At 69.3% G+C, this 13,981-nt stretch carries 10 protein-coding genes; 9 read left to right on the top strand and 1 reads right to left on the bottom strand.

What is annotated here, in order from left to right; genetic code table 11:
* The first annotated feature begins 57 nt into the window (after positions 1-57).
* The 5 genes from carA to recJ all read left to right on the top strand — a co-directional run bounded on the left by carA (position 58) and on the right by recJ (position 7,748).
* The gene (gene carA / locus H4F98_RS01910) at positions 58-1,197 is read left to right on the top strand and encodes a glutamine-hydrolyzing carbamoyl-phosphate synthase small subunit (RefSeq protein WP_182684977.1); all 1,140 of its coding nucleotides are present in this window, start codon (positions 58-60) and stop codon (positions 1,195-1,197) included.
* A 1-nt stretch (position 1,198) separates the two neighbouring features.
* Positions 1,199-4,450 carry a carbamoyl-phosphate synthase large subunit gene (gene carB / locus H4F98_RS01905; RefSeq protein ID WP_182684976.1) on the top strand — a complete coding sequence of 1,084 codons (3,252 nt, stop codon included), beginning with the start codon at positions 1,199-1,201 and terminating at the stop codon, positions 4,448-4,450.
* A 167-nt stretch (positions 4,451-4,617) separates the two neighbouring features.
* Positions 4,618-5,094: a transcription elongation factor GreA gene (gene greA, locus H4F98_RS01900; RefSeq protein ID WP_182684975.1), complete on the top strand. Its 477-nt coding sequence runs from the start codon at positions 4,618-4,620 to the stop codon at positions 5,092-5,094.
* 3 nt (positions 5,095-5,097) lie between these two features.
* Positions 5,098-6,039, top strand: a complete 942-nt coding sequence (locus H4F98_RS01895) for a phosphoglycerate mutase (protein WP_182684974.1) — start codon at positions 5,098-5,100, stop codon at positions 6,037-6,039.
* Positions 6,036-7,748 (top strand): single-stranded-DNA-specific exonuclease RecJ, encoded by a 1,713-nt coding sequence (gene recJ / locus H4F98_RS01890; protein ID WP_182684973.1) that lies wholly within the window; start codon positions 6,036-6,038, stop codon positions 7,746-7,748. Before H4F98_RS01895 ends, recJ begins: the two co-directional genes overlap by 4 nt.
* A gap of 1 nt (position 7,749) precedes the next feature.
* On the opposite strand, the gene H4F98_RS01885 is transcribed toward recJ, so the two are convergent.
* A complete protein-coding gene (locus tag H4F98_RS01885; protein WP_182684972.1) occupies positions 7,750-8,952 on the bottom strand; it encodes an acyltransferase family protein in 1,203 nt (400 codons plus the stop codon).
* A 152-nt stretch (positions 8,953-9,104) separates the two neighbouring features.
* Here H4F98_RS01885 and H4F98_RS01880 point away from each other — a divergent pair, with 152 nt between their 5' ends.
* From H4F98_RS01880 to H4F98_RS01865, 4 genes are all read left to right on the top strand, one after another.
* Positions 9,105-9,983, top strand: coding sequence for a LytTR family DNA-binding domain-containing protein (locus H4F98_RS01880; protein WP_182684971.1), 879 nt, complete (start codon positions 9,105-9,107; stop codon positions 9,981-9,983).
* A 74-nt stretch (positions 9,984-10,057) separates the two neighbouring features.
* A protein-coding gene (prfB, locus tag H4F98_RS01875; RefSeq protein ID WP_182684970.1) for a peptide chain release factor 2 occupies positions 10,058-11,186 on the top strand; the annotation gives its coding sequence in 2 pieces (ribosomal slippage) (positions 10,058-10,132 and positions 10,134-11,186; 1,128 coding nt in all).
* Positions 11,187-11,258: 72 nt separating this feature from the next.
* Complete coding sequence (lysS, locus tag H4F98_RS01870) at positions 11,259-12,779, top strand: lysine--tRNA ligase (protein ID WP_182684969.1); 1,521 nt, start codon at positions 11,259-11,261, stop codon at positions 12,777-12,779.
* Positions 12,780-12,882: 103 nt separating this feature from the next.
* On the top strand, positions 12,883-13,980 hold the full coding sequence (locus H4F98_RS01865) for an HD domain-containing phosphohydrolase (protein WP_343064714.1): 1,098 nt from the start codon (positions 12,883-12,885) through the stop codon (positions 13,978-13,980).
* Position 13,981: the final 1 nt, after the last annotated feature.

Below are 13,981 nucleotides of genomic sequence, written 5' to 3'. Positions count from 1 at the left end.
GCAGGCCTGCGCGAAGGCGGGGCGGTCAGTATTCCCAAGGTATCCAAGGCGACCCCCGTGACCCAACCCGCAATCCTCGCGCTCGAAGACGGCACCCTCTTCGAGGGCGTTTCCGTAGGCGCGCCCGGCCTTTCGGTCGGCGAAGTGGTGTTCAACACCGCGATCACCGGCTACCAGGAAATCCTCACCGACCCGTCGTATGCGCGACAGCTGGTGACCCTGACCTATCCGCACGTCGGCAACACCGGCTGCACCGAGCAGGACGACGAAGCCCGCCAGACCTGGGCATCGGGCCTGATCGTGCGCGACGTGCCGCGCCGCCCAAGCAACTGGCGCAGCCAGGTGGCGCTGCCGGAGTGGCTGGCCGCGCGCGGCATCGTCGGCATCGCCGGCATCGACACCCGCAAGCTGACCCGCCTGCTGCGCGACACGGGCGCGCAGGGCGGGGCGCTGATGGCCGGTGAGGGCATCGATGCCGACAAGGCGCTGGAAGCGGCGCGCAAGTTCCCGGGCCTGAAGGGCATGGACCTTGCGAAGGAGGTCAGCACCGCCCAGCGCTACGCCTGGACCGACGGCCAGCTCGACCTCGATGCCAACGCTTTCGTGACCGCTGCGCCACGCTTCAAGGTCGTGGCCTACGATTTCGGCGTCAAGCACAACATCCTGCGCATGCTCGCCGAACGCGGCTGCGAGCTGACCGTGGTGCCCGCGCAGACGCCGGCCGCCGAGGTCCTGGCGCTCAAGCCCGACGGCGTCTTCCTGTCCAACGGCCCCGGCGACCCGGAACCCTGCGACTACGCGATCGCCGCGATCCGCGAGTTCGTCGCCGCCCGGCTGCCGACCTTCGGCATCTGCCTGGGCCACCAGCTGCTGGGCCTGGCCGCCGGCGCGCGCACGATGAAGATGAAGTTCGGCCACCACGGCGCCAACCACCCGGTCCAGGACCTCGACAGCCAGCGGGTGATGATCACCTCGCAGAACCACGGCTTCGCGATCGACGAGGCCAGCCTGCCGGCCAACGTCCGCGTGACCCATCGCTCCCTGTTCGACGGCTCCAACCAGGGCATCGAACTGACCGACGCGCCGGCCTTCAGCTTCCAGGGCCACCCGGAAGCCAGCCCGGGCCCGCACGACGTCTCACCCCTTTTCGACCGTTTCGTTGCGCTTATGCAAGACGAGCAAGCAGAGGCCAACTGACATGCCCAAGCGCACCGACATCAAGACCGTCATGATCATCGGCGCCGGTCCGATCGTCATCGGCCAGGCCTGCGAGTTCGATTACTCCGGCGCGCAGGCGTGCAAGGCGCTGCGCGACGAGGGCTATCGCGTGGTGCTGGTCAACAGCAACCCGGCGACGATCATGACCGACCCGGAGATGGCCGACGCCGTCTACATCGAGCCGATCAACTGGCAGACGGTCGAGAAGATCATCGCCAAGGAGAAACCCGACGCGCTGCTGCCGACCATGGGCGGGCAGACCGCGCTGAACTGTGCGCTGGACCTCGCCGACAACGGTGTGCTCGAAAGGCACGGCGTCGAGCTGATCGGCGCATCGCGCGAGGCCATCCGCATGGCCGAGGACCGCGAACTGTTCCGCGTGGCGATGGCCGAGATCGGCCTGGAATGCCCGCGCGCGGCGGTCGCCCGGACCTTCGAGCAGGCCGTGGAGATCCAGGCGACCGTCGGCTACCCGACCATCATCCGTCCCAGCTTCACCCTCGGTGGCAGCGGCGGCGGCATCGCCTACAACAAGGAGGAGTTCGAGGACATCGTCAAGCGCGGCCTCGAGCTGTCCCCGACCACCGAGGTGCTGATCGAGGAGTCGGTGCTGGGCTGGAAGGAGTTCGAGATGGAAGTGGTCCGCGACAAGGCGGACAACTGCATCATCGTCTGCTCGATCGAGAACTTCGACGCGATGGGCGTGCACACCGGCGACTCGATCACCGTCGCCCCGGCGCAGACCCTGACCGACAAGGAATACCAGCGGCTGCGCGACGCCTCGATCGCGGTGCTGCGCAAGATCGGCGTCGACACCGGCGGTTCGAACGTCCAGTTCGGCATCAACGCCTCCAACGGCCGCGTCGTCGTGATCGAGATGAACCCGCGCGTGTCGCGCTCCTCGGCGCTGGCGTCGAAGGCGACCGGCTTCCCGATCGCCAAGGTCGCCGCCAAGCTGGCCGTGGGCTACACGCTGGACGAACTGCGCAACGAGATCACCGGTGGCGCCACGCCGGCCTCGTTCGAGCCTACCATCGACTACGTCGTCACCAAGATCCCGCGCTTCGCCTTCGAGAAGTTCCCGCAGGCCGAGGCCCGCCTGACCACCCAGATGAAGTCGGTGGGCGAGGTCATGGCCATGGGCCGGACCTTCCAGGAATCGCTTCAGAAAGCCCTGCGTGGCCTGGAGACGGGCAAGGTCGGCCTCGACCCGACCGGTCTGGACCTGTCCAGCGAGACCGACCTGGCGACCCTGCGCCGCGAGGTGAAGGAGCCGGGCCCGGAGCGCATGTTCTACATCGGCGACGCCTTCCGCGCCGGCATGAGCGTGGAGGACGTGCACGCACTGTCCTTCGTCGATCCCTGGTTCCTCGACCAGATCGAAGAAATCATCGCCACCGAGGCCGAGGTGGCCGCCGCCGGCCTCTCCGCGCTCGACGTGGGCCGCATGCGCGCGCTCAAGCGCATGGGCTTTTCCGATGCCCGCCTGGCCGAACTGACCGGGACCGACGAGGCCGCCGTGCGCACCCTGCGCCATGCCTTCGGCGTGCGCCCGGTTTACAAGCGCGTGGATTCCTGCGCGGCCGAGTTCGCCACGACCACCGCCTACATGTACTCGACCTACGAGGACGAGTGCGAGGCCGCGCCGAGCGACCGCGACAAGATCATCGTCCTCGGCGGCGGCCCGAACCGCATCGGCCAGGGCATCGAGTTCGACTACTGCTGCGTCCATGCTGCCCTGGCCCTGCGCGAGGATGGCTACGAGACCATCATGGTCAACTGCAACCCGGAGACCGTCTCGACCGACTACGACACCTCCGACCGCCTGTACTTCGAGCCGCTCACGCTCGAGGACGTGCTGGAGATCGCCGAGCTGGAGAAGCCCAAGGGCGTGATCGTCCAGTACGGCGGGCAGACCCCGCTCAAGCTGGCGCGCGCGCTCGAAGCGGCTGGCGTGCCGATCATCGGCACCAGCCCGGACAGCATCGACCTGGCCGAGGACCGCGAGCGTTTCCAGCAACTGGTCGAACGCCTGCAGTTGGCGCAGCCGCTCAACCGCACCGCGCGCAATCCCGACGAGGCCCTGCTGCTGGCCTCGCAGATCGGCTATCCGCTGGTCGTGCGCCCCAGCTACGTGCTCGGTGGCCGTGCCATGGAGATCGTCTACGGCGACGCCGACCTGACCCGCTACATCCGCGACGCGGTCAAGGTGTCGAACGATTCGCCGGTGCTGCTGGACCGCTTCCTCGACAATGCCGTCGAGGTCGACGTCGACGTGATCGCCGACAAGGACGGCAACGTCCTCATCGGCGGCGTGATGGAGCACATCGAGGAGGCCGGCGTGCATTCGGGCGATTCGTCCTGCTCGCTGCCGCCGTACTCGCTGACCCCGGCCGTGCAGGAAAAGCTGCGCGAGCAGGTCAAGGCTCTGGCGAAGTCGCTCAACGTGGTCGGCCTGATGAACACGCAATTCGCGGTGACCTTCGACGCGCAGGGCGCCGACACCGTGTACTTGATCGAGGTCAACCCGCGCGCCTCGCGTACCGTGCCCTTCGTGTCCAAGGCCACCGGCCTGCCGCTGGCCAAGATCGCCGCACGCTGCATGGTCGGCCAGACCCTGGCCGAGCAGGGCGCGACGAAGGAGATCGTCCCCGACTATTACTCGGTCAAGGAAGCGATCTTCCCGTTCGCCAAGTTCCAGGGCGTCGACCCGATCCTCGGGCCGGAGATGCGCTCCACCGGCGAGGTGATGGGCGTGGGCCGCAGCTTCGGCGCCGCGATGGCGCGCGCGCAGGAAGCCGGCGGCATCCGCGCGCTCCCGGGCGAGGGCAAGGTGTTCATCTCGGTGCGCGACCCGGACAAGCAGCGCGTGCTGCCGGTGGCGCAGGACCTGGCCAAGCGGGGCTACGCGCTCGTCGCCACCTCCGGCACGCACGCGTTCCTCACCGGCCACGGCCTGGCCTGCGAGCCGGTCAACAAGGTGATCGAGGGCCGTCCGCACATCGTCGACCTGATCAAGAACGGCGAGATCGCCTACATCATCAACACGACCGAAGGTCGCCAGGCGATCAACGACTCGTTCTCGATCCGTCGCGAGGCCCTGCAGCAGCGGGTGACCTATTCGACGACGATCGCCGGCGCGCGTGCCCTGGTGAACTCCCTCGAGTTCCGCGGCACGGGCCCGGTCTGGTCGCTGCAGGAGCTGCACGCCGAAATCGGCGCCGGCGCCTGATCCACGGCTGAACGCGGGGGCGGGAAGCGATGCTTCCTGACCCCCGCGGATTCCTGATAGCCTTTGAAGGCATGGTCGCCAGCAGGTGGTGGGACGTTCGGGCTGGTCCCTGGCGTCCGCCGCCTTCGTTTGTTTCTGGCGGCCCTCACGAAACGAAGGATCTACCCATGAGAGCACCGATCACGGTGAAGGGCGCGCAACGCCTGCGCGCCGAGCTTGAAGAACTGAAGTCGGTCCAGCGACCGGCGGTCATCCATGCGATCGCCGAGGCACGTGCCCACGGCGACCTCAAGGAGAACGCCGAGTACCATGCCGCGCGCGAGCAGCAGGGCTTCATCGAAGGCCGCATCAAGCAGCTCGAAGCCGAGCTGTCGCACGCGCAGGTGATCGACGTCGCGTCCCTCAACGCCGGCGACCGCGTGGTGTTCGGCGCCACCGTCGAGCTGGCCGACGTCGACACCGACGCCAGCACCACCTACCAGATCGTCGGCGACCTGGAGGCGGACATCAAGAAGGGCCTGATCGCGATTTCGTCGCCTGTGGCGCGCGCCCTGATCGGCAAGAACGAGGGCGACAGCGTCACCATCGAGGCGCCGGGCGGCACCCGCGAGTACGAGATCGTCGCCGTCAGCTACAAGGCCTGAACGATGGCGCGCGCCAGGCTGCTGCTGCCGGCCGCCGCCCGTTTCGGGGGCCAGCGCCTGCAAGCCCCCTTGGCACGCGTGCTGGGTCGTGCGGACGCAGTGTCGCTGACCGGCCAGCAGCATGCGCGCTGCTTCGCGGTGTGGCCCGCGGGCTGGCCCGCTGCGGTGGTGAGCCGCCAGGCGGATCGCGGCGATGCCGCTGGCCATGCCTGGCTTCGCGCGGATCCGGTCCACGTCCGTCCCGACGTCACCGGTGCGCGGTTGCTGGCCCATGGTCGCGCGATGCAGGTCGATGCCGGCGATGCCGCGGCGATCCTGCCTGCCCTCAAACCCCTGTTCGGCGATGCCGGCTACCTGCTCGACGCGCCGGTGCCGGAGCGCTGGTACCTGCAACTGCCCGAGAGCACCGTCCTGCCGGCATTCAGCCCGCCGGACGCCGCGCTGGGCGCCGAGCTCATCGAACACCTGCCCGGCGGCGAGAGTCGCAGCCCGGAGGCGCGTCGATGGCGCTCGCTCCTGAGCGAGGTGCAGGTGGTCCTGCACAACCACCCGCGCAACCTGGAACGTATTGCCGCCGGCCGGCCTGCGATCAATTCGCTGTGGTTCTGGGGTGCTGGACGCCTGCCGGACGTGGTCTCGTGCGACTACCGGTGGGTCCTGAGCGAGGACGACACCCTGCTTGCGTTCGCGCGCCTGGCCGGGGCCGGCGCGGCCGCGCTGCCGGCGCGTTGCCCGGCGATCGGCGAGGACCTGCTGGTGGACCTGCGCGATGCGCGCGACCTGGCGCGGCTGCAGGCCGATTGGCTGGCGCCCCTGTTCGAGGCCTTGCGCGCTGGTGCGCTCCGCGAGCTCGCGCTCGATTGCGAGAGCGGGGAGGGCTATCTCCTGTTGGCCCGCCAACGCTGGCGTGTGTGGCGCAAGCCGCGCCACGGGTTCGGCGCATGACGCCACGCGTGTCGGTGCGTCGCCGCGTCGCCGCGAGAGCGGGCGAATGGTCGGCGGCGACACCCCCGCTGCTGCGCCGGGTGTACGCCGCGCGCGACGCGCTCGACGAGGCCCAGGCGCGCCCACGCCTGGCGCAGCTGTTGCCGCCCGACGGGATGCTCGGCCTGGATGCGGCCGCGTCCCTGCTGGCAGAGGCCATCGCCGCGAATCGCCATATCGTGGTGGTCGGCGACTTCGACTGCGATGGCGCGACCGCATGCGCGCTGGGCGTGCGCGGCCTCCGACTGCTGGGCGCCCGTCGCGTTTCGCACGCGGTCCCCAACCGCGTCACCCACGGCTACGGCCTCTCGCCCTCGCTGGTGGAGGAGCTGGCCGCGCTGGAACCCGATCTGCTGGTCACCGTCGACCATGGCATCGCCTGCAATGCCGGCGTCGCCGCCGCCCGCGAACGCGGCTGGCAGGTACTGGTCACCGACCACCACCTGCCCGGCGAGGTACTGCCGGACGCGGACGTCATCGTCGATCCGAACCAGCCCGGCGACCGTTTCCCCAGCAAGGTGCTCGCCGGCGTCGGGGTGATGTTCTACGTCCTGCTCGCGTTGCGCCGCCACCTGCGCGCGCAGGGCACGTTCGCCGACGACGTGCCCGACCTGGGCGCGCTGCTCGACCTGGTCGCGGTCGGTACCGTCGCCGACCTCGTCCCGCTGGACGCGAACAACCGGGCGCTGGTCGGCGCCGGCCTGCGTCGCCTGCGCGCCGGACAGGGCTGTGCCGGGCTGAATGCGCTGGCGGAGGTGTCGCGGCGTGCGCCAGGGCGCCTGACGGCCGCCGACATCGGTTATGCGATCGGCCCCCGGCTCAATGCGGCGGGTCGCCTGGAAGACATGGCGCTCGGCATCGAATGCCTGTTGACCGACGACGCCCGCCAGGCCCGCGAGATCGCCGCGACGCTGGACGAGATCAACAGCGAGCGGCGTGCCGTCCAGCAACAGATGACCGACGAGGCCGAGGCCGTCGTCGCGCGCGTATCGCTGGGCGAGGCCGTGCCGGTCGGGCTGTGCCTGCACGACGCGGATTGGCATCCCGGCGTGGTCGGCCTGGTCGCCTCCAAGCTCAAGGAGCGCCTGCACCGCCCGGTCATCGCCTTCGCGCCGTCCGAGCCGGGCAGCGACAGCCTGAGGGGCTCGGCCCGCTCCATCCCCGGTTTCCACATCCGCGACGCGCTCGCCGACGTCGCGGCCCGCCACCCGGGCCTGGTCGAGCGCTTTGGCGGCCATGCCATGGCGGCCGGCCTGTCGCTGCATGCGGATCGCTTCGACGCGTTCCGCGACGCCTTCCAGGCGGTGGTCGCCGCGACCCTGTCGCCTGAGCTGCTTGCCGCCGAGGTCCTGAGCGACGGGCCGCTTGAGGCCGACGACTTCGTCCGCGCCAACGCCGAAGCCCTGCGCGATGGCGGGCCCTGGGGGCAGGGCTTTCCCGAGCCGCAGTTCGACGGCGAGTTCGACGTGCTGGGCTGGCGCGTGGTGGGCGAGCGGCACCTCAAGCTCGAGCTCGGGGGCCACGACACGCGTCTGAACGCCATCCACTTCGGCGGCTGGGACGGGGCGGCGCCGCCGCCCCGGGTGCGGATTGCCTACCGCCTGGAGGCGGACGACTACCGCGGTGGCGATGCCATCCAGCTGGTCGTGGTCCATCTCGAACCGGCCTGAGTCAGCGGCCCGCCCCCGTCGCGGCCGCGGGCCCACCGTTGGCCCGCGGCGTTCCGCGCGGGACCGGGCGCCACTTCAGGCCGAAGACGGGGCGCAGTATCGGGATCCGGCGGACCAGCTCGTACCCGGCCAGGCATAGCGCGAACGTGCACGCCACCAGCAGCGGGCCTTCGATCCACGGATCCAGCGCCAGGCCCTGCGCGTTGTGGGCCAGGACCACGATCACCGTCTGGTGGAGGATGTAGACCGGATAGACGGCCGGCACCAGGTAGCGCAGGGCCGGGCTGTCGCCCTTGACCCAGTGCCTGGCGAAACCGAGGATCGCCGCGATGCTCAACCACTGGTTGGCGCCCCAGGCCAGGCGCTGGACCATGCGCACCCAGTCGGGCGGCGGGTTGGCGTCGTCGTAGTGGCCGAAATAGGCGACCAGCGCCAGGTAGCTGCACAGGGCCAGGGCCAGCGACCATCCGCGCCAGCGTTCGATCGAGGCCCAGGCCTGCGTGGCCCGGGCCAGCCAGAAGCCTAGCAGGAAGACCGGCAGGTACTGTGCGTGGTTGTACCAGTCGTCCACCAATGCGTGGGTGGATTCGAAGCGGCCGACCAGGAGCATGCGCACCAGGCCCAGGCCCAGCGCGGGGACCACCAGCACGGCCGGGCCGGTGAACCAGCGTCCCAGACGCTCGCCAATGCGTCGCATCGGACCGGCGGCGAGTTTCAGCGCCGCCCAGAGCAGCATGCTGTAGGCCCACAGGTAGGGCAGGAACCACAGGTGGTTCCAGGTGGGCAGGTCCAGGCAGTCCCCCTCGCGACAGAAGCTCCCGTCGGCGGCGAGGTAGCGCCCCCAGAAGGCCAGGTAGCCATCGTGGTAGCCGCCGGGGAGCTTTTCGACCACCTCGTAGTACGACTGGGGCGGCACCACGACCAGCATGCCGAACAGCAACGGCCACAGCAGGCGCCGCGAGCGCAGGCGGACGAAGCCCTTCGGGCCGTGCTCCAGCATCGAGGCGGTGGCGACGCCCGACACCAGGAACAGCAGCGACAGGCGCCAGGGCGAGCTGAGCAGCATCAGCGGTTCCAGCGCCGGGCCGGCCGCGGGACTTTTGACGTGCCAGTCCCAGGTCACGTAGTACATGCCCACGTGGTAGAGCACGAGCAGGCCGAAGGCGAGGGTGCGCACCCAGTCGAGGTCGTAGCGGCGTTCCATGGCGATGTCCCTTCTGCGATGGCCGCAGGGTCGCGCCCGCGGCCCCGGTGCGAAAGCACCAGGGGTCCGGCTGCGCGTCCCACGGGACGAACCGCGGGCCCACGGGGGCCAGCCGTGGCGGATCGCCGGCCGCCAACGCCTAGAATGCGCGCATGGATCTCCAACCCGTCCCACCGCGGCCCCCGGCCGTGCTCCGCCGCACCTTCGAGGTGGCGTTCTGGATCCTCGCGACCCTGCTCAACGGCATCGCCAACAGCCTCACGGTGCTGATCGACGTCGAACGGGCCGGCCTCGACTACGCCACCTGGAAACCCGTGCTGTGGGAGTTCTCCAGCGGCCTGGTGTTCCTGGCCCTGGTCCCGGGACTGGTGTGGTTCACCCGGCGCTTCCCGGTCCACCTCGACACCTGGCGCCGCCAGCTGCCCTGGCACGTGCTCGGCAGCGTGGTCTTCTCGGTGCTGCACGTCGTGGGCATGGTGGCGATCCGCAAGCTCGTCTACGCGACCCAGGGCGAGGTCTACGAATTCAGCCCGTGGCCGCGCGAGTTCATCTATGAGTACCTGAAGGATTGGCGCAGCTACGTGAGCATGGTGGCGACCATCGAGTCCTACCGGTTCATACGGCGCAGGCTCAAGGGCGAGGCGAGCCTGCTCGACCGGGCCGACGACGAACCCGCGCCTCCGCCGGGGCAGGTCGAGCGTCCCGAGCGTTTCCTGGTCCGGAAGCTCGGCCGCGAGTTCCTGGTGGCGGCCGACGACATCGACTGGCTGCAGGCGGCGGGCAACTACGTCAACCTGAACGTGCGTGGGCGCGAGTACCCGTTGCGCAGCACGATGGCCAACATCGAGGCGCAGCTCGACCCGGACCGCTTCGCCCGCGTGCACCGCAGCTACATCGTCAACCTCGACCGGCTCGAGCAGATCGAGCCGCTGGAGTCGGGCGACGCGCGCCTGCAACTGCACGACGGCACGCGCCTGCCCTGCAGCCGCAGCTACCGGGAGGCGCTGCGCAACCGGCTGGTCGCGGCCTGAGCGGCTCTCCGCGCGGGCCGGCGAGGCCGATTGCCTGCTAGAATCGGCGGTCTTTATCAGGTGGTGGTGAGTTCATGATCGAACTGAATCCCGTCCGCCAGCGCATCGCCGACCTGCAGGGTCGGCTGGATGCGCTGAGGGGGTATCTTTGACTTCGACAGCAAGGTCGAACGTCTCGAGGAAGTAAGCCGGGAGCTCGAGAACCCGGACATCTGGAACGATGCCGAGCGCGCACAGTCGCTGGGACGCGAGCGCGCGTCGCTGGAGAAGGTCGTGCTGGGCAGCCGCCGCCTGGACGAAGGCCTCGGCGGCGCGCTCGAACTGCTCGAGCTGGCCGAGATGGAAGACGACGAGGACACCGCCAATGCGGTCGTCGCCGACGTCGATGGCTATGCGCGCGACGTCGAGCAGCTGGAGTTCCAGCGCATGTTCGGCGGCCAGATGGACGGCGCGGCGGCCTTCGTCGACATCCAGGCCGGTGCCGGCGGCACCGAGGCCCAGGACTGGGCGGAGATGTTGCTGCGCATGTACCTGCGCTGGGCCGAATCCCGCGGCTGGAAGGCCGAACTGATGGAAGTGTCCGGCGGCGAAGTGGCGGGCATCAAGTCGGCGACCTTCCGGGTCGAGGGCGACTTCGCCTACGGCTGGCTGAAGACCGAGACCGGCGTCCACCGCCTGGTGCGCAAGTCGCCGTTCGATTCCGACAACCGTCGCCACACCAGCTTCACCTCGGTGTTCGTCTCGCCCGAGGTGGACGACAACATCGACATCGAGATCAACCCGGCCGACCTGAAGACCGACGTCTACCGGTCCTCCGGCGCCGGTGGCCAGCACGTCAACAAGACCGAGTCCGCGGTGCGCATCACCCACGTGCCCAGCGGCATCGTGGTGGCCTGCCAGAACGGTCGCAGCCAGCACCAGAACCGCGACACCGCGATGAAGATGCTGGCCGCCAAGCTGTACGAGCTCGAGATCCAGAAGCGCAACGCCGAGCGCGACGCGGTCGAGGCGACCAAGTCCGACATCGGCTGGGGCAGCCAGATCCGCAACTACGTGCTCGACCAGAGCCGCATCAAGGACCTGCGCACCGGCATCGAGCGCAGCGATACCCAGAAGGTACTCGACGGCGACCTCGACGAGTTCGTCGAGGCGAGCCTGAAGGCCGGCCTCGAAGTCGGCGCCAAACGGGCCGACGCCGTCTGAGCCCGTCGTGACGACCGCGCCGCGCCCGACCCGGGCGCGGCGGACTCCCCCCCGAACCGAACCCAGCCGACCATGACCGAAGCCACCCCCGCGCCCACGCCCGCCGACGAGAACTTCCTGATCGCCGAGCGTCGCGGCAAACTCGCCGCCCTCCGCGAGCAGGGCGGGGCGTTCCCGAACGACTTCCGCCGCGCCGACTTCGCCGGCGACCTGCAGGCCGAGTACGCCGACGCCGAGCGCTTCGACGCCGAGGCGCTCGAGGCCAGCGGCCGCCAGGTGGCGATGGCGGGACGGATCATGCTCAAGCGGGTGATGGGCAAGGCGAGCTTCGTCCAGATCCAGGACGAGTCGGGCCGCATCCAGCTGTTCCTGCAGGCCAATGCGCTGGGCGATACCTATGCCGCGTTCAAGGGCTGGGACGTGGGCGACATCGTCGCCGTCGAGGGCGGACTGACCCGCACCCGCACCGGCGAGCTTTCGGTCAAGGCCTCCGCGCTCCGCCTGCTCACCAAGTCGCTGCGCCCGCTGCCGGACAAGTTCCATGGCCTGGCAGACGTCGAGCAGCGCTACCGCCAGCGCTACGTCGACCTGATCGTTTCGCCCGAGGCGCGGGACGTGTTCATCAAGCGCTCGCAGATCATCCGCGCGATCCGCGAATGGCTCGACACGCGCCGCTTCCTGGAAGTCGAGACGCCGATGATGCATTACATCCCCGGCGGCGCGACGGCCAAGCCGTTCGTGACCCACCACAACGCGCTCGACCTGGAACTGTTCCTGCGCGTCGCGCCGGAACTCTACCTCAAGCGACTGGTCGTGGGTGGGCTTGAGCGCGTCTACGAGATCAACCGCAACTTCCGCAACGAGGGCGTGTCGACCCGGCACAATCCCGAGTTCACCATGCTCGAGCTGTACGAGGCCTACGCCAGCTACAACGAGATCATGGACCTGACCGAGAACCTGATCCGCGATGTCGCCGGCCGGGTGCTCGGCACGACCGTCATGGAATGGGACGGTGCGCGGATCGACGTCGGCCCGGCCTTCCGCCGTTGGCGCCTGGACGAATCGGTGCGCGAGAAGAACCCCGGGATCAGCGTCGAGGACTGCCGCGACCGCGAAGCCCTGGCCCGCCATTGCGCCCGCCTGCAGATCCCGGTCAAGCCCGGCCAGGGCTGGGGCAAGCTGCTGCTGGAGATCTTCGAGAAGACGGTCGAGGGCCAGCTGGAGCAGCCCACCTTCATCACCCATTACCCGGTCGAGGTCTCGCCGCTGGCCCGCGAGAGCGACAGCGAGCCGGGCATCACCGACCGCTTCGAGCTGTTCGTGAACGGCAAGGAGCTCGCCAACGGCTTCTCGGAGCTGAACGACCCCGAGGACCAGGCGGCGCGCTTCAAGGCACAGGTCGAGCAGAAGGAAGGGGGCGACGACGAGGCCATGCATTTCGACGCCGACTACATCCGCGCCCTGGAAGTGGGCCTGCCGCCGACCGGCGGACTGGGGATCGGCATCGACCGCCTGGTCATGCTGATGACCGGCTCGGCCTCGATCCGGGACGTCCTCCTGTTCCCCTATATGAGGCAGTCGCCGTCCGCCTGAGCCGGCGGACCGCGTTCACGTTCACAAGGACCCGCGCCGGGCGTTCAGGGGCGGGGGTGCCGGGGGTGCTGCGGTATGGGCGCCAGCGGGGTATCCTCAGGTCATTGCCGCGTCATGCGCGGCGTCGCATACGGGACTGTGCGTGAATGTAGTAATCGTCGACGACCAGACTTCGGCGCGCACGATGCTGCGCCACATCATCGAGGACATCGCACCGGAACTCACGGTGCATGACTTCGGCGAAGCCGAGGGTGGGCTGGCCTGGTGCGAATCCAACCACCCGGACCTGCTGCTGCTGGATTACCGGATGCCGGGGATCGACGGCCTGGAGTTCGCGCGCCGGTTCCGGCGGCAGCCCCTGCATCGCGACATCCCGATCATCCTGGTCACCGTGGTCGGCGACGAGCCGATCCGCCAGGCGGCGCTGGATGCCGGGGTCATCGACTTCCTGGTCAAGCCCGTGCGACCCCGCGAACTGCGCGCCCGCTGTCGCAACCTGCTGCAGCTGCGGCAGCAGTCCGAGACCGTCAAGCAGCGCGCCCTGTCGCTGGAACAGCGCCTGCTGGCGAGCATGCACGAGGTCGAGGAGCGCGAGCGCGAGACGCTGCAGCGGCTGGCCCGGGCGATCGAGTACCGCGATACCGGCACCAGCGTCTACCTCGAGCGCATGTCGCACATCGCCGGCCTGGTGGCCGAGCAACTGGGGATGTTCGAGGACGAGGTGCGGATGATCGAGATGGCCGCGCCGCTGCACGACATCGGCAAGATCGCCATCCCGGATTCGGTCCTGCTCAAGCCCGGTCCGCTGACGCCCGACGAGATGAAGATCATGCGCCGGCATCCCAAGATCGGCCATGAACTGCTGAGCGGCAGCCAGAACCGTTTCATCCAGATCGCCGCGACCATCGCCCTGCGCCACCACGAGCGCTTCGACGGCAGCGGTTATCCCGATGCGCTGGTGGGCGAGGAGATCCCGCTCGAGGCCCGCATCGTCGCCGTCGCCGACGTCTTCGACGCATTGATCTCGCCCCGGCCCTACAAGGAACCCTGGGACATCGACGCGACCCTGCAGTACCTGGTCGACCAGAGCGGTCGACTGTTCGACCCGCAGTGCGTGGACGCGCTGCTCAGGAGCCGTACCCGTCTGGATGACGTCTGCAAGCGTTATGCCGCCGGATCGGTCCGCCCGGGCACGAGCTGAG

Origin of the sequence: Marilutibacter spongiae (assembly GCF_014145325.1) — a bacterium.
In the GTDB taxonomy this organism is placed as follows: domain Bacteria; phylum Pseudomonadota; class Gammaproteobacteria; order Xanthomonadales; family Xanthomonadaceae; genus Marilutibacter; species Marilutibacter spongiae.
The sequence above is the reverse complement of the archived record's forward strand: the minus strand, read 5'-3'. Positions and strand labels throughout refer to the sequence as shown.